Annotated in this window: 29 protein-coding genes; 9 read left to right on the forward strand and 20 right to left on the reverse strand. The window is 36.8% G+C overall.

Annotated elements, in window-relative coordinates; all coding sequences use genetic code 11:
• Nucleotides 1-167: 167 nt before the first annotated feature.
• Nucleotides 168-860 (forward strand): (d)CMP kinase, encoded by a 693-nt coding sequence (gene cmk, locus BM084_RS15730; RefSeq protein WP_093305987.1) that lies wholly within the window; start codon nucleotides 168-170, stop codon nucleotides 858-860.
• 178 nt (nucleotides 861-1038) lie between these two features.
• The gene (gene rpsA / locus BM084_RS15735) at nucleotides 1039-2889 is read left to right on the forward strand and encodes a 30S ribosomal protein S1 (RefSeq protein ID WP_093305990.1); all 1851 of its coding nucleotides are present in this window, start codon (nucleotides 1039-1041) and stop codon (nucleotides 2887-2889) included.
• A gap of 101 nt (nucleotides 2890-2990) precedes the next feature.
• On the opposite strand, the gene BM084_RS15740 is transcribed toward rpsA, so the two are convergent.
• The 9 genes from BM084_RS15740 to BM084_RS15775 form a co-directional block, all read right to left on the reverse strand.
• Nucleotides 2991-3626: an MOSC domain-containing protein gene (locus tag BM084_RS15740; protein ID WP_093305992.1), complete on the reverse strand. Its 636-nt coding sequence runs from the start codon at nucleotides 3624-3626 to the stop codon at nucleotides 2991-2993.
• Nucleotides 3627-3678: 52 nt separating this feature from the next.
• Nucleotides 3679-4533: a pirin family protein gene (locus BM084_RS15745; RefSeq protein WP_093305994.1), complete on the reverse strand. Its 855-nt coding sequence runs from the start codon at nucleotides 4531-4533 to the stop codon at nucleotides 3679-3681.
• 20 nt (nucleotides 4534-4553) lie between these two features.
• On the reverse strand, nucleotides 4554-5168 hold the full coding sequence (locus BM084_RS15750) for an alpha/beta hydrolase (RefSeq protein ID WP_093305996.1): 615 nt from the start codon (nucleotides 5166-5168) through the stop codon (nucleotides 4554-4556).
• Nucleotides 5169-5283: 115 nt separating this feature from the next.
• Nucleotides 5284-5517, reverse strand: coding sequence for a hypothetical protein (locus BM084_RS15755; protein WP_093305998.1), 234 nt, complete (start codon nucleotides 5515-5517; stop codon nucleotides 5284-5286).
• 43 nt (nucleotides 5518-5560) lie between these two features.
• Entirely contained in the window at nucleotides 5561-6379 is an 819-nt protein-coding gene (locus tag BM084_RS15760) for a GIN domain-containing protein (RefSeq protein WP_093306000.1), read from the reverse strand.
• A 65-nt stretch (nucleotides 6380-6444) separates the two neighbouring features.
• Entirely contained in the window at nucleotides 6445-6588 is a 144-nt protein-coding gene (locus BM084_RS19220; protein WP_156858148.1) for a hypothetical protein, read from the reverse strand.
• A complete protein-coding gene (locus tag BM084_RS15765) occupies nucleotides 6585-8321 on the reverse strand; it encodes a PspC domain-containing protein (RefSeq protein WP_075327211.1) in 1737 nt (578 codons plus the stop codon). The genes BM084_RS19220 and BM084_RS15765 overlap by 4 nt, the downstream gene beginning before the upstream one ends.
• The gene (locus tag BM084_RS15770; protein ID WP_075327210.1) at nucleotides 8314-8658 is read right to left on the reverse strand and encodes a PadR family transcriptional regulator; all 345 of its coding nucleotides are present in this window, start codon (nucleotides 8656-8658) and stop codon (nucleotides 8314-8316) included. The genes BM084_RS15765 and BM084_RS15770 overlap by 8 nt, the downstream gene beginning before the upstream one ends.
• A complete protein-coding gene (locus tag BM084_RS15775; protein ID WP_093306002.1) occupies nucleotides 8655-9191 on the reverse strand; it encodes a DUF4870 domain-containing protein in 537 nt (178 codons plus the stop codon). The genes BM084_RS15770 and BM084_RS15775 overlap by 4 nt, the downstream gene beginning before the upstream one ends.
• A 145-nt stretch (nucleotides 9192-9336) precedes the next feature.
• On the opposite strand from BM084_RS15775, the gene BM084_RS15780 reads away from it, so the two are divergent.
• From BM084_RS15780 to BM084_RS15790, 3 genes are all read left to right on the forward strand, one after another.
• Nucleotides 9337-9789, forward strand: coding sequence for a DUF4442 domain-containing protein (locus BM084_RS15780; RefSeq protein WP_075327208.1), 453 nt, complete (start codon nucleotides 9337-9339; stop codon nucleotides 9787-9789).
• Between the two features lies 1 nt (nucleotide 9790).
• Entirely contained in the window at nucleotides 9791-10591 is an 801-nt protein-coding gene (locus BM084_RS15785) for a TIGR00266 family protein (protein WP_079734281.1), read from the forward strand.
• A gap of 135 nt (nucleotides 10592-10726) precedes the next feature.
• Nucleotides 10727-10924, forward strand: coding sequence for a hypothetical protein (locus BM084_RS15790; protein WP_075327206.1), 198 nt, complete (start codon nucleotides 10727-10729; stop codon nucleotides 10922-10924).
• Between the two features lie 74 nt (nucleotides 10925-10998).
• Here the strand turns inward: BM084_RS15790 and BM084_RS15795 are convergent, their stop codons facing one another.
• From BM084_RS15795 to BM084_RS15830, 8 genes are all read right to left on the reverse strand, one after another.
• Nucleotides 10999-11955, reverse strand: a complete 957-nt coding sequence (locus BM084_RS15795) for a LysR family transcriptional regulator (protein WP_075327205.1) — start codon at nucleotides 11953-11955, stop codon at nucleotides 10999-11001.
• Between the two features lie 105 nt (nucleotides 11956-12060).
• Nucleotides 12061-12480, reverse strand: a complete 420-nt coding sequence (locus BM084_RS15800; protein ID WP_093306004.1) for a DUF2141 domain-containing protein — start codon at nucleotides 12478-12480, stop codon at nucleotides 12061-12063.
• A 239-nt stretch (nucleotides 12481-12719) separates the two neighbouring features.
• Nucleotides 12720-14051, reverse strand: a complete 1332-nt coding sequence (locus tag BM084_RS15805; protein ID WP_093306007.1) for a DUF58 domain-containing protein — start codon at nucleotides 14049-14051, stop codon at nucleotides 12720-12722.
• Nucleotides 14051-15052: an AAA family ATPase gene (locus tag BM084_RS15810; protein WP_093306009.1), complete on the reverse strand. Its 1002-nt coding sequence runs from the start codon at nucleotides 15050-15052 to the stop codon at nucleotides 14051-14053. Before BM084_RS15810 ends, BM084_RS15805 begins: the two co-directional genes overlap by 1 nt.
• On the reverse strand, nucleotides 15033-16247 hold the full coding sequence (locus BM084_RS15815) for a DUF4350 domain-containing protein (RefSeq protein ID WP_075327201.1): 1215 nt from the start codon (nucleotides 16245-16247) through the stop codon (nucleotides 15033-15035). Before BM084_RS15815 ends, BM084_RS15810 begins: the two co-directional genes overlap by 20 nt.
• Nucleotides 16240-16998: a hypothetical protein gene (locus tag BM084_RS15820; RefSeq protein ID WP_093306011.1), complete on the reverse strand. Its 759-nt coding sequence runs from the start codon at nucleotides 16996-16998 to the stop codon at nucleotides 16240-16242. Before BM084_RS15820 ends, BM084_RS15815 begins: the two co-directional genes overlap by 8 nt.
• Nucleotides 16998-17855, reverse strand: coding sequence for a hypothetical protein (locus tag BM084_RS15825; RefSeq protein ID WP_093306013.1), 858 nt, complete (start codon nucleotides 17853-17855; stop codon nucleotides 16998-17000). The genes BM084_RS15820 and BM084_RS15825 overlap by 1 nt, the downstream gene beginning before the upstream one ends.
• Entirely contained in the window at nucleotides 17836-18813 is a 978-nt protein-coding gene (locus BM084_RS15830; RefSeq protein WP_075327198.1) for a stage II sporulation protein M, read from the reverse strand. The genes BM084_RS15825 and BM084_RS15830 overlap by 20 nt, the downstream gene beginning before the upstream one ends.
• 34 nt (nucleotides 18814-18847) lie before the next feature.
• Here BM084_RS15830 and BM084_RS15835 point away from each other — a divergent pair, with 34 nt between their 5' ends.
• Nucleotides 18848-19564, forward strand: coding sequence for an RDD family protein (locus BM084_RS15835; RefSeq protein WP_075327197.1), 717 nt, complete (start codon nucleotides 18848-18850; stop codon nucleotides 19562-19564).
• Here BM084_RS15835 and BM084_RS15840 read toward each other — a convergent pair.
• A complete protein-coding gene (locus BM084_RS15840; protein WP_075327196.1) occupies nucleotides 19561-20322 on the reverse strand; it encodes a peptidylprolyl isomerase in 762 nt (253 codons plus the stop codon). The two genes, BM084_RS15835 and BM084_RS15840, sit on opposite strands and share 4 nt — an antisense overlap.
• Here BM084_RS15840 and BM084_RS15845 point away from each other — a divergent pair.
• The 3 genes from BM084_RS15845 (at nucleotide 20321) to BM084_RS15855 (ending at nucleotide 22744) form a co-directional block, all read left to right on the forward strand.
• Nucleotides 20321-20962: an NUDIX hydrolase gene (locus BM084_RS15845; RefSeq protein ID WP_075327195.1), complete on the forward strand. Its 642-nt coding sequence runs from the start codon at nucleotides 20321-20323 to the stop codon at nucleotides 20960-20962. The two genes, BM084_RS15840 and BM084_RS15845, sit on opposite strands and share 2 nt — an antisense overlap.
• A 160-nt stretch (nucleotides 20963-21122) precedes the next feature.
• Nucleotides 21123-21920, forward strand: coding sequence for a lysophospholipid acyltransferase family protein (locus tag BM084_RS15850; protein ID WP_075327194.1), 798 nt, complete (start codon nucleotides 21123-21125; stop codon nucleotides 21918-21920).
• Nucleotides 21921-21952: 32 nt separating this feature from the next.
• On the forward strand, nucleotides 21953-22744 hold the full coding sequence (locus tag BM084_RS15855; RefSeq protein WP_093306015.1) for a tRNA pseudouridine synthase A: 792 nt from the start codon (nucleotides 21953-21955) through the stop codon (nucleotides 22742-22744).
• Here the strand turns inward: BM084_RS15855 and recQ are convergent.
• Together recQ and BM084_RS15865 are read right to left on the reverse strand one after the other, a co-directional pair.
• A complete protein-coding gene (gene recQ / locus BM084_RS15860; protein WP_093306017.1) occupies nucleotides 22741-24858 on the reverse strand; it encodes a DNA helicase RecQ in 2118 nt (705 codons plus the stop codon). The genes BM084_RS15855 and recQ overlap by 4 nt on opposite strands.
• A 95-nt stretch (nucleotides 24859-24953) precedes the next feature.
• Entirely contained in the window at nucleotides 24954-25889 is a 936-nt protein-coding gene (locus BM084_RS15865; protein ID WP_177195723.1) for a C1 family peptidase, read from the reverse strand.
• Nucleotides 25890-26027 lie beyond the last annotated feature (138 nt).

The following is a 26027-nucleotide window of genomic DNA, read 5'->3' on the forward strand; positions in this document are numbered from 1 at the left end:
AGGTTCTAACATGAGATTAATTCTCATTTTCTTAGATTCTGATCCCGAAGCTTCGGGACAGAATGACGTTCTCATGGATTTTCCAGACAGCTTTTTTAATTCTAATACTTAAAGTTTCAGAAAACTATCGCTTTGTTTAATTTTGCTTTCCACTTTTAAATTAAATTATGAGTAAAAAAATAACGATTGCCATAGATGGTTATTCCTCCACCGGGAAAAGTACCGTTGCTAAACAGCTTGCGGCAGAACTTGGCTATGTCTATGTTGATACCGGTGCGATGTACCGCGCCGTGACTTTATATTTAATGCGCAAAATGATAGTCACCGATACCAATTTTGAAGAAGAAGCCATTTTAAGGCAATTACCTTTTATTAATATCAGCTTTGTTTTTAATAAAGAGTTGGGTTATGGGGAAGTTCATTTAAATAATGAGAATGTTGAAAAGGAAATCAGGTTGATGGAAGTTTCCCAGCAGGTGAGTAAAGTGGCAGCTGTGCCAGATGTTAGAAAGATGTTGGTTAAAATCCAGCAGGAAATTGGCAAAAATAAAGCAGTAGTTATGGATGGCCGTGATATTGGAACCGTGGTTTTTCCTGACGCCGATTTGAAATTATTTATGACCGCTTCAACCGAAAAAAGAGCGGAGCGCAGATATGACGAATTAAAGGGCCGTGGCGATGAGGTTAAATACGAAGATGTACTGGCTAATGTTAAAGAAAGGGATTACCTGGATACCACCCGCGAAGACTCTCCTTTAGTAAAAGCTGAAGATGCTATAGAAATCGATAATTCAGATATGAATTTGGAGGAACAGTTTGAAAAAGTATTAAAACTGGCCAAAGATAAAATTGAAGAATAAGCATTCTGTTTTTAAACTAATTAGGGTTTGAGAAAAGAAAAATAAGTTGTATTTTTGCAGCCCTTTTTGGCGAAGAATCGGAAAATCAAAAGGGATTGGAAATCAAAACCATAACTACTTCTGTGTTTTATTTGCTTAATTTTTCCGAAGAATACAGGATACAAATTTTTTATCAGCAATGGCTGAAGACAAAAAAAACCAGGACGTTCAGGACGAAAATCTTGAAGTTCAACCGGTAGCTGGAATGGCTACTTCATCGCAACCCGCTCCTACCGAGCAGCAGGAAAACCCTGAGAAATTTCTTGAAGAATTTAACTGGCACAATTATGAAGAGGGAATTGACCCTATTGATGATGAGAAGTTAGAAGAATTTGAGAAATTAGTTGCAGAAAATTTCGTAGACACTTTAAATGACGAAGTTGTAACAGGAAAAGTAATTAATATTACAGATCGTGATGCAATTATAGACATTAACGCAAAAAGTGAAGGCGTTATTTCCCTTAACGAATTTCGTTACAATCCAGATCTTAAAGTTGGAGACGACGTTGAGGTTTTAATTGATGTTCGTGAAGATTCAACAGGACAATTAATCCTTTCTCACCGTAAAGCTCGTGTAATTCAGGCCTGGGATCGTGTGAACAAAGCTCACGACGAAAGTCTTATCGTAAATGGTTTTGTGAAATGCAGAACTAAAGGTGGTATGATCGTAGATGTATTTGGAATTGAAGCATTCTTGCCAGGATCTCAAATAGACGTGAAGCCTATCCGTGATTACGATGCTTATGTTGGAAAAACAATGGAATTCAAAGTTGTGAAAATTAACCACGAATTCAAAAACGTGGTGGTTTCTCACAAAGCGCTTATTGAAGCCGATATCGAAGAACAGAAGAAAGAAATTATCGGTCAGCTTGAAAAAGGTCAGGTACTTGAAGGTACTGTTAAAAACATCACTTCTTACGGAGTATTTGTTGATCTTGGAGGAGTTGACGGACTTGTTCACATTACCGACCTTAGCTGGTCTCGTATCAACCATCCAAATGAGATCGTTGAACTTGATCAAAAACTAAACGTGGTAATTCTAGACTTTGATGAAGCTAAAACAAGAATCCAACTTGGTCTTAAGCAATTAAGCAAACACCCATGGGAAGCTCTTGACGAAAACCTTAAGGTTGGAGACAAGGTAAAAGGTAAAGTAGTTGTAATCGCAGATTACGGTGCATTTATTGAAGTTGCCGATGGTGTTGAAGGTCTTATCCACGTTTCTGAAATGTCATGGAGTACGCACTTGCGTTCAGCTCAGGATTTCGTAAATGTTGGAGATGAAGTTGAAGCTCAAATCTTAACTTTAGATCGTGAAGACCGTAAAATGTCTCTTGGAATTAAGCAATTAACTCCAGACCCATGGACAGATATTACTACTAAATATCCTGTTGGTTCTAAACACAAAGGAATTGTACGTAACTTCACCAACTTTGGTGTATTCGTAGAATTAGAAGAAGGAATTGACGGACTTATTTATATCTCCGATCTATCCTGGACTAAGAAAATCAAGCACCCATCAGAATTTACTAACGTAGGTGATGAGCTTGAGGTTGTAGTTCTAGAATTAGATGTTGATGGTCGTAAGTTAAGCCTTGGTCACAAGCAGGTTGAAGACAACCCTTGGGATAAATACGAAACTGAGTTCGCTGTTGGTACTAAACACACCGCAGAGATTGCAGAGATCGTAGATAAAGGTGCTACTATAGACTTTAACGAAGATATCACTGCATTTGTTCCTACCAGACATCTTGAAAAAGAAGACGGTAACAAATTAACTAAAGGTGAATCTGCAGAGTTCCAGATCATTGAATTCAATAAAGAATTCAAAAGAGTGGTAGCTTCACATATGGCTATTCACAAAGAAGAAGAGCAGCAAATCGTTAAGCAAGCCGCTAAAAAAGCAGCTTCGCAAAGCAATGACAAAACCACTATTGGTGATGTTAATGCCGATCTTCAGGCTTTAAAAGATAAAATGGAAGGGAAGTAAATCTATTTCCGTGAAGACGGGAATCCCCTGATATTTAATCATAAACAAAAACCTCCTTAGTTCGCTAAGGAGGTTTTTTTCTTGACCCTATTAAAAGGCTATTACACTAAATATTTTCCCAGCAATGTTCTTTTCTTAGGATCTAGTGCCTGGTTATTTACAGCAATTTGCAAAAAGTCCTGGTTCTTTTCTTTTGCATAAATCAAATGGAAAAGTTCTGCAACACTTAAACTCTTATCAGGGCGCTCTATTAAAGTGAAGTGATCATTCTTCGCTACAGATCCTTCTTCTAGAATACTTACATAGGTTCCTGCATAACCTCTCTTAATAAATTGTTTCAGGACGTTTTGATCTCCAAATTTATAACCGAGTTTATAACAGGGTTCTCGATAATCTGAAACCTGCACTACGGCATCACCCACTTTATAGACATCACCTAAGAAAACCTTTCTTTCATCAAAATCTGCTACGGTTAGATTCTCTCCAAACATACCCCAGTTCCACTCCAGGTTGGGATAAAGATTCTTCCAATATGGATACTGTTCTACAGAAAATATATAACAGGCCTTGTAAAAACCACCGTGATGTTTACGATCTGAAATTTCATCATTCATCACATTGTTTTTCGCCAAATAAACAGCTTCATCGGTAGGTATTTTATAGATACCTGTTAGTACTTCTTTTGAATTCCAAATTATTTTAGTCGGTTTTCCAATATTGGTTGAAATTATTTTCACGTAGCTAAAAATTTATTTTATAAAAGGTATTAATAGGAGTATTCACCTTTAATCACCCATTCCAATTTCCAAATTCACCATTTTGATAATCCTGGAAAGCCTGCTGGACTTCCTCCTGTGAATTCATCACAAAAGGACCCTGTGCAACGATGGGTTCGTTGAAAGGTACAGCGTGGCCTAGAAGTAGGATGCTTTCTTTGTGGGCTTCAATTTCCAGTTTTTTACCATCATTATTAAATTCAACGAGGTTATGCATTTTTGCTTCTTTCCCGTTCACTTTTACCTTACCCTTTATCACGTAAAAGAAAATATTCCTATCAGAAGGAATTTCTACCGAATATTTACCGCCTTCAGCAAAATTTACAGTAGCCATCTGGATATCGTTTAATGGATCAAAAGCGCCTTTTTCACCTTCCCAGTTTCCTGAAACTGCAGCTAATTTTACTTTTCCTTCATTTAGATTTAGCTGCGTAATATCTTCTTTCTGAAGTCCTACATAATTTGGTTCGGTCATTTTATGTTTTGCCGGTAAGTTTACCCAAAGCTGAAGAATCTCCAATTCGCCACCTTTCTTTTTGAATTCTTCTGAAGAAACTTCAGCGTGAATAAGTCCTTTTCCCGCCGTCATCCATTGTACACCACCTGCTTTTATAACACTTTCAAATCCGCCACTGTCTTTATGGGTTAAATCGCCCTTCAAAATAAAAGTCACGGTTTCAAATCCCCGGTGGGGGTGAGGGCCAAACGGCAATCCATTATTATTTACAGGATATTCCTGGTAGCCGTGATGGTTTAAAAACAAAAACGGATCTATATGATCTACAGAATTTGTGGGCAGGGCACGATAAGTAATTAGATCGGCGATAGGGGAACTTACCGCGGTATGTATTTTTTTAATGCTTCTCATAAAATTGATTTTACTCTTAATTAAAAAATAAAATTATTGGCGAGTTTCAACTCATCTTCTGAAATGGTATGTGGCCGGTTTTTATAGATTTTCACTTCTACATTAGCATTCATTTCCCTTAATATTTCAGCTGAATCTTCTACTCGCTCAACCGGAACGTGAGGATCTGGATCTCCGGTACCTATAAAAATTGGAGTTCCATTAAAATCTCCCGAATAATTTTCAGTATAAATCTTATCGCCAATGAGGCCGCCGGTAAAAGCGGCAACCCCGCCAAATCTTTGGGCGTTGCGGGTTACAAATTCCAGCGTTAGGCAGGCGCCCTGTGAAAATCCGGCAAAATAAATATTTTCTGATGCTATGCCGGTTTCTTTAATGTCTTCAAGTAATTCTTCTAAAACTTCTAAAGCCGATGAATATTCGGGTTCATTTTGTGCTACTGGTGCTAAAAATGAATTCGGATACCAGGTAAAATCTGTAGCCTGTGGTGCTAAAACTGCGAAGTCCTGGGGGTTTAACTGATTGGCCAAAGAAAGAAATTCTTTGGCACTGCCACCACGGCCGTGGATTAAAACCAATACTTTTTCGGCTTCCCGTAGTTCTTTTCCCGCGGTATATATCTCTTTTTTGTGCATTGTTATAATTTTAAATTAAGATACTAAATACCAATAAAAAAGTCCCGAAAAACGGGACTTTTAAAACAATTTTTAGAATTGACTCACTAAGTGAGAATAGATAGCGTTAATCTAATTAATTATCGTCGTTATCTATCTTTACTTTTTTCTTCACTTCGCCGTCATCTTCTTTGATTTTAATCTTTTTATCATCGGTCTTTACTTTAACCTTATCATCTTTCACTTTCACCTTTGCATCTTCTTCCTCGGCTAATTGTTCAATTTCAGATTTCTCTTCTTCTTCCCTGCAGGACACAACCGTAAGGCTTAATGCCAGAATTAATAAAATTGATTTTAATGCAATTTTCATAGTTAATAGTTTTAGTTATAAGGATTAAATGTAGGCAAAAAACTCAATCTTTTTTCGCCAGTACTGCTTTTTCTGAAAATTCAACCAAATCTACTTTTGGATTTCCATAAAGTTCCATTTCGCTTCGGTTTTTAGCAGTAAGTGTAAGGTTTTCAAGAACTTCAAGTTCATTTTTAGATTTACCTTCAGCAATAACTACTGCGTTTCTTGCACTTAATCTTCTGCCGTCAAACTTAGTAGAATGTTCAGAGCGTAGTTGTAGATCGTCTACTTCACCTTCAATACGAGCGCTGGCTTTTTCATAGATATCTACTTTAAATCTGGGTGCATTCACCAAAGCTTTAATATCGCTAGACTCGTTAAGCTGAAAATAAGCATCTTCTGCAGTTAAATTTAATTCTACATCAGCTTTTCCCTCATTAAAAAGATCAAATTTGGTTGCGGTTACGGTTAGGTATACTTTAGCATCATCTGCCGTGGTTATTTTTAATTCTTCAGAATATAAATCTTCATCTGCTTCCAATTCTGTGTTGCCCGAAACTGTAATTTTTTCAAGATTTTGAGGGTAAGTCAGTGTTATTTCCTGCGATTTGCTTCGGCCTATCTTTTTTGTAGGCTTTAAGTATAAAACCTGGTCTACAACTTCGCCTCTTATTATTCGGTGTAAGTTATCATCGGCTTCAACTTCCATCATCGCGGTAGATCCTTGCTTGAGGGTAACTTCAAAATCACCGCCTATTTCTACACTATGGAAATCTGCTAAGCGTGTTTTTTCGGTGGTTACGTTTCTGCTTCCTTTTACTTTTTTTGCACCACAGCTAAATGCCATAAAAATGCTTAGTAAGAGTAGTATCTTTTTCATAAAAAATAAGGGTTTAACACAAATATACTAAAAAAGCCTCCGGATGGGAGGCTTTTAAGACTTGCTTAGCATTCATTGAAAGCTATGATGCAGTGTTCGGATAAGATTTCATTACTTTTTATGTAATCTTTAACCAGTAGATCATTTTCTTGTGCCGGTTCTCCCAGGTTGAAGAGTAGCATTAGTAATTGCAGAACTAATTGTATCATAATTCTTCATTTTCAGGATTTTCTTCTTCTTTTTTAACCGGTTTTTTATCTACCGTTACCCCTCTACTATTTATTTGAATGTTTACCTCTTCATCTCCAGAATTTATCCTGGCGTTAAAGTCGCCGTCTTCATCCCATTCATCTTCACTTTCGGTTTCCCATTCCTCTACCGGGCAATCTTCACAAATAGCGGCATCTTCTGTGATTTTTAAAACTTTTTCTTCGTCGCCGTTTATTAAAATATCTCCCCAGTAGTCTGTATTTCTATGAAATGAATTTGTATTATCGTCTGCCACCAGGCTAGCGCCTTCGGGTAAATATAAGGTAACTTGCACTTCCTGATCCCGATACTTATATTTTGCAGGCGAAGTAAAAAAGCTGTTCAGCAATAATTGGTTGTCATTAAAATTGGTGTTATACATTATATTTTGAGCGCGTTCTCTGGCTTCTTTGTAATCTTTACCTTCTGCCGACTTTACTACTTCCAGTTTGGCAAGGGAGTCTTTAGTTGGTTTTACAATTAGGCGAATATCTGAGCTGTACATTACCTTTTCATCATTCTCATCATATTTAATTTTGAAATCTGAACTTCTGTAAATACTGGATGAGTAATTTGAATTGGCCTGCATTCCCAGGTAAAGTGTATCGTTAGCCGATATTTGCAGTGTTTCTGTAATTACCTGTTCTCCATCAAAAGCACGATGGGTGGCTTGCTGTACCGCTATTACCGATGCTCCTATAAAAGCCAGTATCCATAATCCCAATAAGACTAATTTAGCAGGGGTACCAATAGACCTTAATCTGCCTACAAGAATCTTTAAGCCTAAAATGAACAGGAAGAAAAATGGAATTCCTGCCAGCAAAAAGCTAATTAGCCACAGTAACCAAAGCGGCGCTCCACTAACTGCCATTTCTACATAACTACTCCAGGGTGCGTCTATAAGACCAAAGGTACCAACGGTAAACAAGCCAATAAAAAGACTGATTAATGCCGCACCGGCTATTAATATTAGGATGATTCCAATTAGTTTTACAAATACCTTTAAAATAAAAGCGATTACATCACCTATAGCAGAGGCAGCAGAGTTAGCTCCGCTTTTAGCCTGGTTGCCATATTTTTGATAATCTACATCTTTTACCTTTCCGGTAACATTATCAAAACCCTCACGAATCTTTTTTTCTATATTGCTAATAGTGACCTCCTCTCCACGCATTGCAAGTTTATCGGCTGTAGATTTAGCTTCGGGAACAAAGATCCAAAGTGCAATATAAATTAGGATAAACGCACCACTGGAAAAAATAGTTAGCAAGATCCAAAGTAAGCGTACCCAAATAAAATCTATTCCTAAATAATGCCCCAGTCCAGAAGAAACACCGCCTACATAAGAATGTTCGGTATCTCTAAACAGTTGTTTTCCCGGAGATTTAGTGGTTTTTGTATAAACCGGTTCATCTTCAAAGATCTCTTCATCTACCATATAATCTTCGGGTTGCCCCATAATGGCGATTACTTCTTCTACTTCTTTAATTCCAATAACCTGGCGGTCGTCTTTTTTCTTCTCATTGAACAATTCAGCAATACGTGCTTCAATATCTGCTATAATCTCATCTTTTCCCTGGGTGTTGGTAAAAGAGCGTTTAATAGCGTCTAAATAATGTTGCAGCTTGGCATAGGCGTCCTCGTCTATATGAAAGAATATACCGGCAAGATTTATATTTACTGTTTTATTCATGATTCTTATTTTTTTGATTGGTTACAACGTTTACAGCGGTTTGGAGTTCGTCCCAGGTGCCGGTAAGCTCCTTTAGGAAGAGTTTCCCGGTATCGGTAAGTCCGTAATATTTTCGCGGTGGTCCGCTGCTGGATTCTTCCCAGCGATAACTGAGCAATCCTGCATTCTTTAACCGGGTTAAGAGCGGATAAATTGTGCCTTCAACCACCAGTAATTTCGCGTCTTTAAGGGTGTCCAGGATTTCGGCTACATACGCATCTTCATCTTTTAAGACTGAAAGAATACAGTACTCCAGTACACCTTTACGCATTTGAGCCTTGGTGTTTTCTATCTTCATAGCGTTTCGTTTTGAGGGTTGTTAAACTGTTCATTTTTTGATTGTTGATGGTTATTATGATGATTATTAGAATCTTTTCCTATAAAATTGATGCTTAACGGAAAAGAGTAATGTTCTCCATTACTGGCTTTAATACTTGCGCTTATCACTGCAAAGATTTCGATGAAAAACAAGAGCGAAAGCAAAATGGCAAATACACTAATCGTGATGACTATAGAAATTGCCTGGCCCATTTCGTCTATATAAAAATGCTCGGGACCAATTGCAAAGGGTACATCACCACCCAGCCGAATAGCCTGAAAAAGAATAATTGAAATTCCTACGGCCAATATTAAAATGGTGTAGAGAAAGAGACTAATTTGAAAATTGATTGCCTTCCTGCCGTGATCGTCTATAAAGGGCTTTTCTTTTTTAGTGAGCCATAATATTAGTGGAAATATAAAATTCCCTAACGGAATAATAAATTTACTAAAGACCGATAAATGCAGGATTGTGGCCAGTGTTTTTTCTTCTTTTGCTATCTTTGAGTTCATAACCTATTAATTTACATTACAAATATATGGTTAAAAGAAGGTATTTTGCAAAACATAGTACTAAAATTTAACATATTTTTATGAAATTATTTCTGAAGTCATATTGATTAATTTGAATACATTTATTAAAAACAAACTATTTCTAATGACATTAAATAAGAATAAACTCAATAAATTTCTAATGCTGAAACTGCCAAGCGCCTGGCTTTGTGGGGTTCGGGTAAGTGAGATTGAAGAAGATACCTGTAAAGTAGGTGTGAAGTATAAATGGATAAATCAAAACCCATTTAATAGTATGTACTTCGCTGTGCAGGCAATGGCAGCAGAATTAAGCACCGGTGCGTTGGTAATGGGAAAAATTAAACAGTCTAATAGAAAAATTTCTATGCTGGTTGCGCAAAATAGGGCCACGTTTACCAAAAAAGCGACGGGCAAGATTAATTTCTACTGTTATGATGGTCATTTAATAGACGAAGCTATAGAGAAAACACTTGCCACGGGCGAAGGGCAAACCTTATGGATGAAATCTACGGGAATAAACGATACTGGTGAACAGGTGGCCGTATTTGAGTTTGAATGGACTATAAAAGCAAAGTAAAATGAATGCACACGAAATAGATTACCAAATTTTTGGGGAAGAAATGCAATATGTAGAATTAGAGCTGGATCCTCGTGAAGCTGTTATTGCCGAAGCCGGTAATTTTATGATGATGGACGATGGGATTAGAATGGATACTATTTTTGGCGATGGCTCTAAAGAAAACGAAGGTTTCCTGGGTAAAGTTTTAGGTGCGGGCAAACGTTTGCTTACCGGAGAAAGTTTATTCATGACGATTTTTAGTAATGAAATTCAGGGCAAAAAGCGTATTAGTTTTGCTTCGCCTTATCCCGGAAAAATTATTCCTATAGATCTTACCCGATATGGAAATAAATTTATTTGCCAGAAAGATGCATTTTTATGCGCTGCCAAAGGAGTTTCGGTAGGAATTGAATTCAGTAAAAAACTGGGGCGCGGTTTTTTTGGAGGTGAAGGTTTTATTATGCAAAAACTGGAAGGCGACGGGATGGCCTTTGTTCACGCCGGTGGCACGATGGCAAGAAAAGAATTATCTCCCGGTGAAAAATTAAAGATAGATACAGGCTGTATTATTGGCTTCACCCAGGATATAAATTATGATATTGAATTTGTAGGCGGAATTAAAAATACGTTTTTTGGCGGGGAAGGACTTTTCTTTGCAACCCTTACCGGCCCGGGTACAGTTTACGTGCAATCGCTTCCCTTTAGCCGCCTGGCTAACCGAATTTGGCAGGCTGCACCACAAGGAGGTGGGAAAGATAAAGGAGAAGGTAGTATTCTTGGCGGTATAGGTGATGTGATAAGTGGCGATCGGCGATTTTAAGAATTGTTAAACAGCGGTAAATTAAAAGATCTTTATAAATTTTTTATTATATTTAGGTGCTTTTAAAAAATCCGTTAGCCTATTAAAAGATTTCTACTTTTTTAAACCTAACTTCTAATTTAAATCTTTCAAATTATGGCGAGAGCGATGTTTGAATACACCAAAACTGTACTGGATAAAGTCAGTTTTGATCCCATCTTGTTTTGTAGAGAAGTGAAAAAAGCACTTCAACGACTTTTACCTCATGAAATAGAGGAACTTCGTATCTGGATTATAGCACTAACCCGCAAAAATCCTGAACTTAATCAATGTTTAACCTATTTAAATACATAAAAAAAGCGGCTTTTGGGCCGCTTTTTATTTTCAATAAAATTTCCTTTGTTTAAAATAAAACAGTAGGAATTATTTTATCCCTGGTATTCTTTTTTCTTATTCACAGGACTTATAATTTTCACATTGTGAAAAGCGATAGCACCTTTTACAACACCTGCAATGGTACTTTGTATAGCTTCAATAATCTGCATTTTTAATTCACTGCGGTTGTAGATAAGGCTTACTTCTCGTGCGGGTACCGGCTCTGCAAACATCCTTAAATTTTTCTTTTCAGAATCTTTAATATCAAGGGTATGCAAATAGGGGAGCAGTGTCATCCCTAAACCTTCGTTAGCCAGTTTTATTAAAGTTTCAAAACTTCCGCTTTCCAACTGAAAATGATCATCGTCGTAATTTCTGGAAGATTTACATAGGTTAAGAATACCATCTTTAAAACAATGCCCATCTTCAAGCAGCAACATATCGTCTATATCCAGGTCGTTGATTTCAATCTTTTCCTTTTTATGAAGCCTGTGACTGTTTGGTATATAACCTACAAATGGTTCATAATAAAGTACATTTTCTTTGATTCCCTGCAGTTCAAGTGGGGTTGCGGCAATTGCAGCATCTAAATGTCCTTCTCTTAAACGTTCAATAATTGCATCGGTATTTAGTTCCTCAATCTTAAGCTTTACTTTAGGATATTTCTTAATAAAATTATTGATGAACATAGGCAGTAGAGTAGGCATAACCGTGGGAATTACACCTAGTTTAAAAATACCACCTACAAATCCTTTTTGCTGATCTACTATATCTTTAATCCGGTCACTTTCATTCACAATATTTCGCGCCTGTTGCACAATTTTTTCCCCGGTTTCAGTAAGCTGAATAGGTTTTTTGGTTCTATCAAAAATCTGTACATCCAGTTCTTCTTCCAGCTTTTGAATTTGCATGCTTAAGGTAGGCTGGGTTACAAACACTTTTTGTGCCGCTTTGGTGAAATTCTTATGTTCGGCAACCGCCAATACATAATGCAGTTGTGTAATCGTCATAACTTGAAGCTTTATTATTACTGCAAATGTATTGGTTTTTTCTATTCCGAATTAAAATAAATATGATTTTATCTATACGCAAAGAAGAATATTAAACTTTTGAAACTAAAACCTGAGGTTTACTTCTTTCTTCTCGCCATCAAAATTGAATTTCGCATCTTCCCAGATTGGTGGCCCATATAAATTCATTTGATTGTTAGAGACTCCATAATCTTCAGTAGGCATACCATTTGATTCAAAATCCATTCTCTGGTTCCCATTTTTATCATGGTAGGCAGTTACAGCATAGGTTCCAGGTGGTATTTCACTAAAAGTGACCATTGCAACACCGTCCTTAATTTCACTTACTTCTCCCTTTACTGGTGCTTGTTTAAGAAAATTATCTTCATTAAAAAGGGCGAAATAAACTTTTCCTTCTTCCGATGCAATGTTATCTACACTAACACAAATGTTACCCGAATTTTCTGTTTGGGCTAAAGCAAGGTTGCAAAGAAAAAGACTAAATAAAATGGCAATTGTTTTCATAATTAGTTAATTTTTATTGGTTTATAGGCTCAAAACTAACTTGATTTATCCTTTAGATTTAATAAATAATACCGAGTTGTAATTTTTGAGTGCTGAATTGTAGATTCTTCAAAAGAAAAGAGCAAAAAGAGTAAAGAGGAAAGACTGAAAGAAAATTGGGATTGGTGTAAGACTGGAGTCAACTCTGCTAAATTCCAGTAAAAGATTACAATGCCGCTGCATTGCTCGTAATAGCGGGATTAAAGTATTCCCCTCGCTTTAATTTCAAGGTATTTATTGATGGCATTTATACTTAAATCTTCGGGTTTGGTGAGTAAAGTATTAATCCCGTGTTGCCTTAATTCGGCGGCCATTAGTTTTTTATCGTGGGCAAAACCTTCCGCAATTACCTGGTGAGCCATATCGGTAGTATTCTCAGGACTGCTACTTATCACTTTATCCAACTCGGTATTTTCAAAAAATATAACTACTAAAACGTGTTTCTTGTTAATGGCCTTTAAATAGGGAAGCTGTCTTTTTAAAGCCGAAATATGCTCAAAATTGGTGTATAACATCAGCAAACTGCGTTGTGTAACTCTTTGTCGCAAATTACTGTAAAGCATATTAAAATCTGAATCGGGAAATTGAGTATTGATATTATATAAACGCTCCATTATTTGTTGCAACTGGCTTAGTTTTGCATTGGCTTTTAAGATGTTTCCAATTCTTGATGAAAAAGAAATTAGCCCAACTTTATCCTTTTTCTTCAGCGCTATATTAGAAAAAGCCAGGCTACTATTAATTGCATAATCCAGCAAACTCAAACCATTAAAAGGCATTTTCATTACCCGGCCGGTATCTATAATTGAATAGATTGGTTGCGCTTTTTCATCCTGAAACTGGTTTACCATAAGGTCGCCCTGTTTGGCGGTAGCTTTCCAGTTTATGGTTCGCACATCGTCTCCGGGCACATATTCCTTAATTTGTTCAAATTCCATCGTGTGGCCAATCCTTCTAATTTTTTTTAATCCTGGTTGTGATAAACGATTATCTATAGCTAAAAAATCCAGTTTTTTCATCTGAATAAAAGATGGATAGACCTTCAGCATTTGCTTGTTTCCAAAAACCGAGCGTCTTTTCACCAAACCAATTTTGGTAAAAACGTAAATGTTTAGTTTTCCAAAGTAATATTCCCCACGAGCAACTGGCCGTAAATAATAGCTGAATTTTTCAGAATTACCGGCGCCAATCTTTAATTGTTTTAAAAAATCCCGCTTTTGAAACTGTATAGGGATTTCATCAATAATTTCAGTATAAATAGAAAAGCCATAGTTATTTTCCAGGATTATTTCCACTTCATTTTCATCTGAATTTGAGAATTTCTGCGGAAGAATTCTTTCGGCATTTATTCGGTTAGATTTATACAGGCTAACCAACTCGGCTAGAAAAAACAATAGCAGGATAAGGCTTAAAACCCAGGTGAATCCGTATAAAAAATCAAAGAAATAAGAAAATAGAAAGAGCAATGCGATAGCAAAGATCGCATAGAAAAAACGCTGATTTAAATATAAAGATTTTAAGAAGTTAAGCACTAGCGTGGAATTTCTACAGATTGCGAGATCATTTCTATTACTTCTTTGGCAGTAATTCCTTCCATTTCACGATCGGGACTAATAATTAATCTATGCGCTAAAACAGGATTTAGTGCTTTTTTAATATCCTCTGGAATTACAAAATCTCTTCCGTTTATTGCTGCAAATGCTTTAGAAGCGTTCATCACCGCGATAGATGCCCGGGGAGAAGCCCCAAGATAAATGTGAGAGTGATTACGGGTTTTACCTACAATACTGGCAATATAATGCATCAGTTTTTCTTCCATAATAATCTCCTGAATCTGGCCTTTTAACTCGTTTAGATTCTTAGGATTCAAAACAGCTTCAATCTGTGAAATAGGTAACGAGCCCTTGCGGTCGTGGTGGGTTTTTAGAATATTTATTTCGTCTTCAAGACTGGGGTAATCCACTTCAATTTTAAATAAAAAACGGTCTAATTGGGCTTCGGGCAGGGCGTAAGTTCCTTCCTGTTCTATAGGATTTTGTGTAGCCAGGACCATAAATGGCGCTTCCAAATCATGCTGCACCCCATCTATGGTAATTTGGCGCTCTTCCATCACCTCAAACAAAGCTGCCTGGGTTTTAGCAGGAGCGCGGTTAATTTCATCTATTAGAACGATATTGGAAAAAATGGGTCCGGGTTTAAATTCAAATTCACCTTTTTGCGCGTTTAAGACCGAAGTTCCTAAAACATCACTCGGCATCAAATCTGGTGTAAATTGAATTCGGCTAAAGTTTGTTTCCAGGCTTTTAGCAAATAATTTTGCGGTTAAGGTTTTGGCCACACCGGGCACACCTTCAATTAAAACGTGACCGTTAGAAAGCAGGCCTGCAATTAAGAGTTCTACAAAATCGTTTTGACCTACAATTACTTTGGCCAGTTGGTTTTTTAAACTTGAAACCGCTTGTTTAAGATCGTCCAGCGGGATGCGACTGCCAAAATCTAAAGATTCGTTTTCATTATTTATTTCGTTTTCCATTGGAATGTGATTTAAAATTATTTATTGCCTCAGAAAGTTCATAAAATTCACTTTTACCGGCACTTTTATTATTTGAGAGCTTTTCGATTTTCTCAAAAAGTTTCTTTCCTGAAGCTACGCTGTTTCCAGATTTTGCCGCCAGTAAGGTATAGAATTCTTCGTCTATGGTTTTTGTTGAAATTTTATATTGTAAACGAATATATTCAAGAAATAAATTGACTTTCTTAGAGATCAATTCTTCATATTCTTTTTCTTCTAAATAAAGATTTCCAACAGTTTTGGCATATTCGTAACTCTGATTTTTTAAAGGATCTACCACCGGAATAGACCGCTGTTTTCGTTTTCCTTCAAAAATAATGAACAAAACGCAGCCGGCCAGCAGAAAATAATAGGCCCATTTAAGGCGGGTATCACTTAGTAAAATATAAAGCGGGGAAGAATAATATGTTTTTCCGGCTTTATAATAATTATCCAAAAATACCTGGTTTCCCATTTCCATATAAGCCAGGATATTTTCGGCATATTCGTAATTCTTATTGCTTAGTAAAAAGTAATTCCCAAAAGCTTCAGGGGTATTATGCAGGTAAATTTTCCCTTTTCCAAAATCGGACCTTATAAAATTAGGTTGACTGTTTTTTTCATCTCCCTGGATATTAATTTTTCCCAGAACTTCGATTTGCGCACTGTCTTTTTGATGAAAGTAAAGTGACGAAAATTCATTTTTAAACTTAAAATCGTTTTCTTTTTTTAAAGCTGAGTTTTCAAAATTCAATTGTGGTTTTGAACTTAGATCGTTTTTAGGAATAAAAACCTTATTTTCTAAATGAAGTGTATCTAACAACTCGGGACTAATTCCCCTGGCCGATATAAAAAGATGATTTCCATTAGAAACCCAATCAAGCAATTTATTTAACTCATCCTGATCAAAATACACGGCATTATTGAGGAAAAAATAGGTGCCGTTTTCCAGGCTATCAGATAGTTTTTCGAATGGTGGAACGTCAATTTCTTCAAATTTCCAGTTTTCAGTATTTTTCCAGCTATCATAAAAAACAAAACTTCCCAGTGGGATTTTATCGTCACTCATATAACTGGGCGTCCAGTTTACCGGTTCAGGTTCTGTAGCTTCCAGGTAAGTGAGAAAAATTACCAAAAGCAGGAATGCAGCAAAGAAGAGTTTTGAAGTCTTACCCATTATTTCCGCTTTTTAGGTTATTTTCCATTTGGCTGAATTCCCGGTTTACTTTTTGAAAACGCGATTTAGAAAGGTCAAAATCCCCATACCAGATAAAATCGTAAAGTCGGGTGATTTTGGTGAACTGGCTTTTTATTTCAGTCTCCTTTATTTCGTTAATATAATCTTCATTTGTTTTTTGAAATCTATACGAAATATGCTCTTTTTGATCAAGCAAACGCAAGCTCTTTAAGTATAAATACCGAACAGCAAGGCGATAATTTTCTTCTCGAATCGCTTTTTCAATTAATGAAGAGATATCTGCCGATTTTACGATTTCTTCTTCTTTTTGAAGATTGACTCTTCCGGTAATAGGTGCAGCCATCACTGCATTCCTTGGATTTAATCTAATAAAAAGCCAGGTAATTAAACCAAGGACTAAGATTAGGAATATATAGGGTAAAGCTGAGAGAACTGCACTCCAAAAAGCGTTGGTTTGGTAATCGCCAAAAAGCCATTGCAAAAAAGCATTCCATTTAAGGTTAATCCAACGTTTTAAGCGGGTCCACCAGGAATCTTCTTCAATCTTTTCTAGATAATCAAATGCTTTATCAGATTTATAAGCTTCAATTTTTTCAGCATCAAAATTAGCTTTCTCCAGATTTTCTTCAGAGGAATTCTGAACCACTTCCGTAGAATCAGTCATCGCTTGCTCTTGCGGAATTAAGTTTCCGAAGAAAATAAAACTGAAAAGAAGAAAGACTTTAATCATTAATTGTTTTTACCAAGATTTTCAATGCTTTCGTAGGCGCCGGTAAAGTATTTTATTTCATTAAGGTTATAATAAACAAAAGCAACCCCAATTGGTGTAATGGCGTAAAGCAGGTATTGAATGGCAGACGCAATTATGGTTAAGGTGAGATAAACCCAATCAAATAACTCGGCAACATTTGTTGAAGAAGCCGAATTTTCTTCCATAATTGTGAACATTTTTACAAAAGTATAAATGAGCACCGGTAGTTGAAAAATAAGGCTGATGATATACACGATAAGCCAGATTAAGAAAAGGCTTATAAAACTCATCCACCAATTATCTTTTACCAGGTGAAAACCTTCAGAAATGCTACCGCCAATACTTTCGCTTTTAAAAACAAGTACCGCAGCCGCAATACTAAGCGGAACACTTAAATAAATTCCGGGCAGAATAAAAATTATAAGTCCGGCGAAAATCAAGATCCAGGTAACGGCGCCAAGTCCAAACATTTTTCCTAAATCTTTTTTCACGCCTTGTTTAACCTCCTGGTGACTGGCTTCTCCATTATTAGTAACGTAAGATTTTATAAAATGAAATGCCGCCACGTTCATTACTGAGAAATATAATAGTAGCCCAACCATTAATAAGCCAAAACCGATAAAAAACCCGCCATCCTGATTGAACATTAAAGAATTACCAACCGTGGTATACGAATAGTAAGATACGGCAGCGATTAAAAGCAGAAACGCCGGCCAGGAAATTTTTATAACACTTGTAAAATAGGCTTTATAATTTTCACGAATAAACTTAAACGTATAGCTTATAATATCGCCCAGCTCTCGCTGTTGCTTAAAATCAATGTAATCCTGCTTCATGAATTTGTTGTTTTTTATGTAGAAATATGGGGTAAAAAATATAGTAAAATAGAATTAGTGCCAGGGAGCTACCAATAATTAAAATCGCCAGCCAATCGGGCATTTGGGTTAATCGGGTTACGAAGCCTTCCAGAAATCCCGCCAGGATAAAAAATGGAATGGTACTAATCACGATTTTTAATCCGTTTTTAACGCCCTTTACAAAAGAGGTGAGACGAGTGTAAGTGCCGGGGAAAAGTATACTTTTTCCAACTACCAGTCCTGCGCAACCCGCAATAATAATTACTGAAATTTCAATAGTACCGTGAATCCAAATTGTTCTGGCAGATTCCCAAAGTAAGCCCTGGTCGTAAAAGAAATATTGAAAGGATCCGAGCATTACTGCGTTTTGCATTAAAATAAACACCGTGCCAATTCCTGCGAGGATTCCCATACTAAAAGCCATTAGCGAGACCCGAATATTATTGATCGTAATTCCCAGGAACATATCGGTTTCAGACATTTTTTTATAAACCGCCATAGGATCTCCTTCAGCAATATTCTGTAAAGTCATATTCACATAGGCATCGCCTAAAATACTTCTCACAAAAGTATGATCTGATGCTGCTGAAAATGCGCCCGCCGCAGAAAAAAGCGCGAAAATTAAAAAACTTAGCAATAATTGTTTCTGAAACTTATAGAAAAACAATGGGAATTCTTTTGTAAAAAAGGTGATAAACCGGTTTTGTGATTCTTTTTTATTTTTATAGATTTTTTGATGCGCTGAAGCGGCTAACTGATTTAAATAGTTAGTAGTATTGCTTTTAGGATAAAACGTTCTGGAATAGCTTAGATGGTCGCTAATTTCAATATAAATATTAGAGAGCTGCTCTGGTCTCAGTATATTTTTATTTTGAAGCTGGCTTTCAAATTTAAGCCATTTATCCTTATTTTGCTTCACAAATGCAGCTTCTCGCATGGTTTTTCTATTATGACTCAAAGAAACAGATTAAATGGATAATTTTCAAATTGAAACCGCTCAAAATATAAGTATTAATCAGAATGTTGCGAGCGTGGGCGATCGTATCCTTGCTTTTATCGTAGATGCTTTTATAATTGGGTTGTATATAGTAATAAGTTCTTTGGCTTTGGCCGGTACGGGGCTTGATGCCGCAGGGCAATGGGTTTACTACCTTGTAATGGGCTTGCCTTCGCTATTATATTATTTATTATGGGAGAGTTTATATAATGGGCAAACCCCGGGAAAGGCCGCTTTACAAATTAGGGTAGTAAAGATAGATGGCAGCCGGCCCGCTTTTGCTGAATATTTAATCAGGTGGTTGCTTCGGTTTATTGATATTTCTATTAGTAGTGGAGCTATTGCGGTGGTCACTATTTTATTAAACGGAAAAGGGCAGCGGTTGGGCGATCTAGCTGCAAAAACCACGGTGATTTCTGAAAAACCAAGAACGAATTTAAATCGAAGCCTGGCAGTAGATGTTCCTGAAGGCTACCGACCAAAATATCCGCAGGTGAGTGTTTTAAAGGATGCAGATGTACAAAATATTAAAAACCTCTATCAAACTGCGAGAAGAAGTCATAACCACCGACTTATTCTATCACTTTCAGAAAAATTATCAGAATTACTGGAAACTCAACCGAAGGAGTCTCCTATGGAATTTATTCAGCAGGTAATTACAGATTATAATTATTATACCCAGCGGGCCTAATTAATTATTTCAATATCCATTTCCACGTTATTAATTGGCCATTCAGATTGGCCGGTCTCAACCTCTTCAATTTTTTCGGCAACCTCCATTCCTTTGGTTACACGCCCAAAAACAGTATGGTCGTTATTTAAATGTGGGGTTCCGTTTTCTTTCATAACAATAAAGAATTCAAAAGGCGAAGAAGCTTTACTTACATTTTGCTCACTATATTTTGCTGCTGAAAAAGCTCCGTAAGTATGTTTATGGCCGGTATCAAATTCACTGGGAATTAAATAATCTCCAATTTGTGAGCGCTGGCGGGGAGTAGTAACATTATCTGAATTCCCTCCCTGAATCACAAAGCCGGGAGCAACACGATGAAAAAAGGTACTGTTAAAATAACCTTCTTTTACCAGCATTATAAAATTGGCGCGGTGTAGGGGAGTATCTCTAAAAAGTTCTACTTCAATATTGCCAAAACTGGTAATGATTCTCACCCGGGTTTCCGGATTTTCTTTCCCGTACTGAGTTAGAAATGGAATTAATTCTTCCTGTGCAATGGGAAACTCTTTGTTGCTTTGAATAGAATCGCTTTGGTAAGAGGTTTCTTCAGCTTTACTATATTTTGCTCTCAGTGAATCTAATTTGGAAGTTTTTTGATTAACTTCTTCTTTATCTAAAGGCTTTTCCGAAGCATTTTTACTGGAAGATTCCTTATCTTCACAACTTGCAAAAAAAAGAATTAGAAAAAGATAAACGAAAGCAAGCGAGATTTTCATGGATTTTCAGGATTTTAAAGACAGGATACCAAATTTAAAAAAAATTGTCCTTCCGGGAGAAAAGGCGCATCATAAATTAGTGCCCGGCAACCGCATTGAAGAGATGAGAAATCTTGATATTAAAAGCCTTAAGCCTAATAAAGCTGGTGTTATGGCGGTTTTTTATCCCGATAATTTTGGAAAAACTCATCTGGTTCTAATTTTAAGAAAAACCTATAAAGGCGTTCATTCTAATCAAATTGGATTTCCCGGTGGCCGCGTTGAACCTGAAGATGATAACCTGCAACAAACTGCTTTACGTGAAACAGAAGAGGAAGTTGGAATTCCCAGGAATAATATTGAAGTAATAAGAGAGCTTACCCGTTTGTACATTCCGCCCAGTAATTTTTGGGTACAACCTTATTTAGGTTTGCTGGAAAAAACGCCGAATTTAATTCCGCAAGAAAGTGAAGTAGAACGCATCTTAGAGGTAGATTTAGATCATTTTTTAGATCATTCTAACTTTGTGAACCAGGAGTTGAGCACAAGTTACTCAAGTAAAATGGTTGTTCCTGCATTTAGATTAAATGAACAAATTGTTTGGGGAGCTACGGGGATGATGTTGAGTGAAATTCGGGAAATTTTTAGAAAAAGCTTTTAAAAACTAAGAATTACTATATTTGCCGGGCTTAATTTCTACTCGATAATCGAGATTTAAAATAGTGCCCAGCTTGTTTCATAATTAAATTATATTTTTTCATTAGGTTTCCTAATTTAATCGAACTGGAATTATACAAAAAGTAAGAACTGAAAATTAAACTATGGGATTATTTAAAAGAAATCCATTTGGGCATTTTTTATTTCTGAAAAAGTGGCTTATCCGTATTTTCGGATTACTTAGCCACCGCCGTTATCGCGGTTATAATGAACTTAGCATTGAAGGCTCAGATATCATTAAAAACCTTCCCGATAACAATGTACTTTTTGTTTCTAATCATCAAACTTATTTTGCTGATGTAACCGCGATGTTCCACGTTTTTAATGCGAGTTTAAGCGGACGGGTAGATTCCATTAAAAATATAGGGTATATCTGGCAGCCAAAACTCAATATTTATTATGTAGCGGCTAAAGAAACGATGAATGCCGGTTTGATTTATAGAATTATGGCTTATGCCGGCGCTGTGAGTGTTGAAAGAACCTGGCGTGCAAAAGGCGAAGAAGTTGAGCGAAAAGTAAATCCAGACGATACAAAGAATATTGGTATGGCCCTGGAAGACGGGTGGGTAATAACTTTCCCACAGGGAACTACCAAACCATTTAAACCCATTAGAAAAGGAACTGCACACATTATAAAACAATATAAACCGGTGGTAATTCCTATTGTAATTGATGGTTTTAGGCGTTCTTTTGATAAAAAAGGAATCAGGATCAAAAAGCGCGGTATTTTGCAAACTATGCAAATTAAGGAACCGCTAGACATAGATTACGAAAATGATTCTGTTGAAGAAATTGTGAGCAAGCTTGAGTATGCCATAGAGCAGCACCCTTCTTTTCTTAAGGTTATTCCTTCTGATGCAATTAAAGAAATGGAAGAACTAAATAAGAAAAGGGCATATTAAAAAAAGTTATCCCAACCACGAAAACTCAACCATTGCAACCCAGGCGCTATTTTTACCTTATTAAAGTTCAGTATTTAGGCTATCGTTTACACGGCTGGCAAAAGCAGCCAGATGTAAAAACAGTAGAAGAATTAATTACAAAAACTCTGCGTTATGTGATGCCTGAACAAAAGTTTAAAATTTTGGGCACCAGTAGAACCGATGCTATGGTTTCTGCCCAGGAGTCGGCTTTTGAGTTGTTTTTAGATTATGAACCACTTTCCGATCTGGATGAGTTTTTAAGAGAATTCAACCAGAATTTACCACAGGATATTCGGGCGCTTGCCATCACCGAAGTAGATGCGAAATTCAATATTATTCAGCATCCAAAACTTAAAGAATATGCTTATTTATTTAGTTTTGGTGAGAAAAATCATCCTTTCTGTGCGCCATTAATGGCTAATTTTCAATTTGATCTGGATATTGAATTGATGAAAAAGGGAGCAAAGCTTTTTGAAGGTAAACACCAGTTTAGGAACTACTGCGTGCGGGTTTCAGAAAACAGCACTTTTGAGCGTGAGATTATAAAATCTGAATTAGTTGAAAATACCGAAATCACCGCCAGTTTTTTTCCTGAAAAATCTTATATTTTTCATATTCATAGCGCCGGTTTCCTAAGGCACCAGGTAAGGTTAATGATGGGCGCTTTGCTGCAACTTGGTAGAGGAGAATTGACACTGGAAGATTTGGAAAACAGCCTAAAACCCGGCGTTGAAATGCAAATGGATTACATAGTACCGGCCTCGGGCTTGCTTTTAAATAAAATTGGGCTCGAAGATTTTTAAACTTTCGCTTCTTCTTTTTCTAAAACAGCTAAAGCTAATCTGATGGTGCCGTAATCTATTGCTTCTTCAAAATGTTCAAAATATGGTTTTAAACCTTCTGGGTTCTTAAGTTCAATTTTAGCTTTTTCAATAGCTTTAAAATCGGCTTTAGAAATATATTTCATAGGATCTACATCTTCATTTTCAGCATATAATTTTGCTAAATGTGAATAAATAGTAGTGATGGCCAGTTCTCGCTTTTTAGCGATTTCTTCCAGGTTTAAACCTTCGTTCAATAAGCCAAGTGTAGCCTTATAAGTATTCGCTTTTTTACGTTTTTTAGTGCTACGTTTTTTTTTACTAAAAGCGATGATCTCCTTTATGAATTCGTAACCGTAATCCTGCATTTTTTGCCTTCCTACTCCGTTTATCTGGAGAAATTCATCATCGGTCATCGGTCGGGATTTCTCCATTTCTTTAAGCGTAGCATCGTTAAAGATGAGGTAGGCGGGAATTTCTTCTTCACGAGCAATTTTTAACCTTAACTGTCTTAGTTTTTCAAAAAGGGAATTATCTGAAGTTTTTTCTGAAACTTCTGTTTCTTCCCTTCGTTTCAATTTTTTGCGGTCAGGAACTTCAGCAAGTTGGACTTTTTCGCCTTCAAACAAAACATTTTTAGCCAATGCGGTAAGCTGTAAATTATTGCCACGGTGAAAAGCGATTTCTACATAACCAAGGTTGATAAGCTGAATAATATACTGCTGCCAGTGGTGCCAGGAAATATCTTTTCCAATCCCAAAGGTTTTAATTTGCTGATAATTTTTACTGAAAACCGACTCATTTTGTGAACCGCGAAGCACATCTATAAGCACAGTAATGGGTTCGTTTTCTTTTAGCCTGAAAATACACGAAAGTGCTTTTTGAGCGATTACCGTTCCATCAAAAAACTGCGGTGGATTCTTACAAATATCACAGTTGCCACAATCTTCCTGCTTTAATTCTCCAAAATAACTCAGCAATATTTTTCGGCGGCAACTTAAGGCTTCTGAATATTGTTTCATTCGGTCTAGCTTTGCAAGTTGTACTTCTTCATTTCCCGAGTTGGAAGCGAATTTTTGCAACTGCACTACATCGGCATAACTATGAAAAAGCATAGTGTCTGAAGGCAGACCGTCACGCCCTGCACGACCAATTTCCTGGTAATAGCCTTCCAGGTTTTTGGGCATATTGTAATGAATTACCCACCGAATATTAGATTTATCGATGCCCATCCCAAAAGCGATGGTAGCACAAATAACCTTTGAATTATCATTGATAAAATTATCCTGAATTTCGATACGTTTCTCTGCTGGTAAACCTGCGTGGTAAGCTTCCGCTTCAAAACCTTTTCGCTGCAGTTTTTCAGCAATTTCCTCGGTGTTTTTTCTACTTAGGCAGTAGATAATTCCGCTTTCCTTTTTTCGGGTTTTTACGAAATTGGTGATTTGCTCAAAGCGCTTAATTCCGGGCCGAACATCTAAACTCAGGTTTTTCCTATCAAACGAAGCGATGTGCTTTTCGGCATTGGGAATATTTAATTGTCGGCAAATATCTTCTCGCGTAGCTTTATCGGCTGTGGCAGTTAGCGCGATCATTGGAGTAGTGGGAAAGCGATTTTTTAAATAGCCTAGTTGCGTATAAGCCGGTCTAAAATCGTGGCCCCAGCTGGAGATACAATGTGCTTCATCTACCGCGATCAAACTTATTTTGCCGTCACTCATAAAACGGTCTACGAACTGTAGACTTTCTGGAGCAACATAAAGCAGTTTTAATTCTTTGGAATCAATTTTTTTAAAGATTTCCTGTTGCTGGCTTTCGGTTTGGCTACTATTTAAAAATGCCGCTGGAACTCCATTCGCAGTAAGTCCGTCTACCTGGTCTTTCATCAATGCGATAAGCGGTGAAATTACCAGGGTGATTTCAGGAAGTAAAATGGCCGGAAGCTGGTAACAAATAGATTTTCCACCACCGGTTGGCATAATTACCAGGTTATCTTTGCCTTCAAAAACCGAATCGATTATCTTTTTTTGAAGCGGTCTGAAACTATCAAATCCAAAATATTCTTTAAGCGTATGTAAAACCCGGTTATTTTCCATAGCTGCAAAGTTAGGGCAAAGTGACAATTCACAAACCCTCTTGCGTTTAAATTATGGGAAAACACTTATTTTTTAAACTGTGACTTATAAGCGATCTAAAGATCGTAAGCCACATAAGCCTGGTTAATAACTTTAAAAGGCGCGTCTTCTTCACTAACATTTTCAAAAGCTTGATAATCTATCCACACAAAACCATTATCGCCCCAGCTTTCTCCCCAGGAATTTACAACCTTAAAAGCGTTTACTTCATCATCAAAACCAACCACCAACATCGCGTGGCAGGTTACATCATCGTAATTTACCGCGTGTTCGCGATATGCACTCAAACCAAAACTATCGGTTTTCCCAAACTCGGGCGAAAGCACAGCGCCTATAACAATAGGCTGTTGCTGGATAATTAGCGCTTTCATTTCAGCTAGCATATTTTCCCCGCTTAAACCTTTATAATAAGCTATTCTTGCTTCTTCGGCGGCTTCAATTACAGCTTCGTCGGGTTGGGTTTCGCATTCATTACCAGTATATGGGAAAAGTTCTAAAGTGGCGGCTCCCTGTTCTTCTATTAAAGCCAAAGTTTCAGGAATTGAAGTTCCGCCGCATTCATCGGTGGTAAGTTGGTTATATGTATAAGACGGACTAAATATAGTAGCTTCAGAATATGGTAAACCGGATTCGATTTTTTCTTGGAAAGATTTCATATAGTAATTCGTTGCCCAGGAAACGCAGGCTCCCAATTCACCTTGATCGCCAACCGGTGGAAGGTTTTCAGAAAGATCAAAAGCAGCCGGTAATGTATCGGGAACAACCAGGCCTTCCAGTAGGTTTTCAGTATCTATATTATAATCACCGTTGCCTGTACATTCAAGTCCGGTGGAATAAATCTCACCGTCTTCAGAAACAAACTGATTTTCAGTTTCCTGGGGAATTTCTGGAACTTCAGGATTACTACCATCGGTATCTAGATCGTCTCTGTCAGTATAGCATCCTGCAAGGCTCAATGAGAGTGCGAGCAGTAAAATTTGAATTTTTTTCATAGCAATTCGAGTTATTTTAATTCGACATAATTCAGAAAGAAATAATTGGTATTCCAATTGAATTATTTCTGAAAAGCTTTCAACATATAACAGCAATAAACATACAAATAATGTCGGCATTAGGGAAATATTGATAAT

The organism is Salegentibacter agarivorans (genome assembly GCF_900113135.1).
In the GTDB taxonomy this organism is placed as follows: Bacteria; Bacteroidota; Bacteroidia; order Flavobacteriales; family Flavobacteriaceae; genus Salegentibacter; species Salegentibacter agarivorans.

Bases quoted from the DNA above. Each gene is read 5' to 3' on its own strand.
- cmk (WP_093305987.1), top strand. From the start codon at position 168: ATGAGTAAAAAAATAACGATTGCCATAGATGGTTATTCCTCCACCGGG.
- rpsA (WP_093305990.1), top strand. From the start codon at position 1,039: ATGGCTGAAGACAAAAAAAACCAGGACGTTCAGGACGAAAATCTTGAA.
- BM084_RS15745 (WP_093305994.1), bottom strand. From the start codon at position 4,533: ATGAGAAGCATTAAAAAAATACATACCGCGGTAAGTTCCCCTATCGCC.
- BM084_RS15750 (WP_093305996.1), bottom strand. From the start codon at position 5,168: ATGCACAAAAAAGAGATATATACCGCGGGAAAAGAACTACGGGAAGCC.
- BM084_RS15755 (WP_093305998.1), bottom strand. From the start codon at position 5,517: ATGAAAATTGCATTAAAATCAATTTTATTAATTCTGGCATTAAGCCTT.
- BM084_RS15760 (WP_093306000.1), bottom strand. From the start codon at position 6,379: ATGAAAAAGATACTACTCTTACTAAGCATTTTTATGGCATTTAGCTGT.
- BM084_RS19220 (WP_156858148.1), bottom strand. From the start codon at position 6,588: ATGATACAATTAGTTCTGCAATTACTAATGCTACTCTTCAACCTGGGA.
- BM084_RS15765 (WP_075327211.1), bottom strand. From the start codon at position 8,321: ATGAATAAAACAGTAAATATAAATCTTGCCGGTATATTCTTTCATATA.
- BM084_RS15770 (WP_075327210.1), bottom strand. From the start codon at position 8,658: ATGAAGATAGAAAACACCAAGGCTCAAATGCGTAAAGGTGTACTGGAG.
- BM084_RS15775 (WP_093306002.1), bottom strand. From the start codon at position 9,191: ATGAACTCAAAGATAGCAAAAGAAGAAAAAACACTGGCCACAATCCTG.
- BM084_RS15780 (WP_075327208.1), top strand. From the start codon at position 9,337: ATGACATTAAATAAGAATAAACTCAATAAATTTCTAATGCTGAAACTG.
- BM084_RS15785 (WP_079734281.1), top strand. From the start codon at position 9,791: ATGAATGCACACGAAATAGATTACCAAATTTTTGGGGAAGAAATGCAA.
- BM084_RS15790 (WP_075327206.1), top strand. From the start codon at position 10,727: ATGGCGAGAGCGATGTTTGAATACACCAAAACTGTACTGGATAAAGTC.
- BM084_RS15795 (WP_075327205.1), bottom strand. From the start codon at position 11,955: ATGACGATTACACAACTGCATTATGTATTGGCGGTTGCCGAACATAAG.
- BM084_RS15800 (WP_093306004.1), bottom strand. From the start codon at position 12,480: ATGAAAACAATTGCCATTTTATTTAGTCTTTTTCTTTGCAACCTTGCT.
- BM084_RS15810 (WP_093306009.1), bottom strand. From the start codon at position 15,052: ATGGAAAACGAAATAAATAATGAAAACGAATCTTTAGATTTTGGCAGT.
- BM084_RS15815 (WP_075327201.1), bottom strand. From the start codon at position 16,247: ATGGGTAAGACTTCAAAACTCTTCTTTGCTGCATTCCTGCTTTTGGTA.
- BM084_RS15820 (WP_093306011.1), bottom strand. From the start codon at position 16,998: ATGATTAAAGTCTTTCTTCTTTTCAGTTTTATTTTCTTCGGAAACTTA.
- BM084_RS15825 (WP_093306013.1), bottom strand. From the start codon at position 17,855: ATGAAGCAGGATTACATTGATTTTAAGCAACAGCGAGAGCTGGGCGAT.
- BM084_RS15830 (WP_075327198.1), bottom strand. From the start codon at position 18,813: ATGCGAGAAGCTGCATTTGTGAAGCAAAATAAGGATAAATGGCTTAAA.
- BM084_RS15835 (WP_075327197.1), top strand. From the start codon at position 18,848: ATGGATAATTTTCAAATTGAAACCGCTCAAAATATAAGTATTAATCAG.
- BM084_RS15845 (WP_075327195.1), top strand. From the start codon at position 20,321: ATGGATTTTCAGGATTTTAAAGACAGGATACCAAATTTAAAAAAAATT.
- BM084_RS15840 (WP_075327196.1), bottom strand. From the start codon at position 20,322: ATGAAAATCTCGCTTGCTTTCGTTTATCTTTTTCTAATTCTTTTTTTT.
- BM084_RS15850 (WP_075327194.1), top strand. From the start codon at position 21,123: ATGGGATTATTTAAAAGAAATCCATTTGGGCATTTTTTATTTCTGAAA.
- recQ (WP_093306017.1), bottom strand. From the start codon at position 24,858: ATGGAAAATAACCGGGTTTTACATACGCTTAAAGAATATTTTGGATTT.
- BM084_RS15865 (WP_177195723.1), bottom strand. From the start codon at position 25,889: ATGAAAAAAATTCAAATTTTACTGCTCGCACTCTCATTGAGCCTTGCA.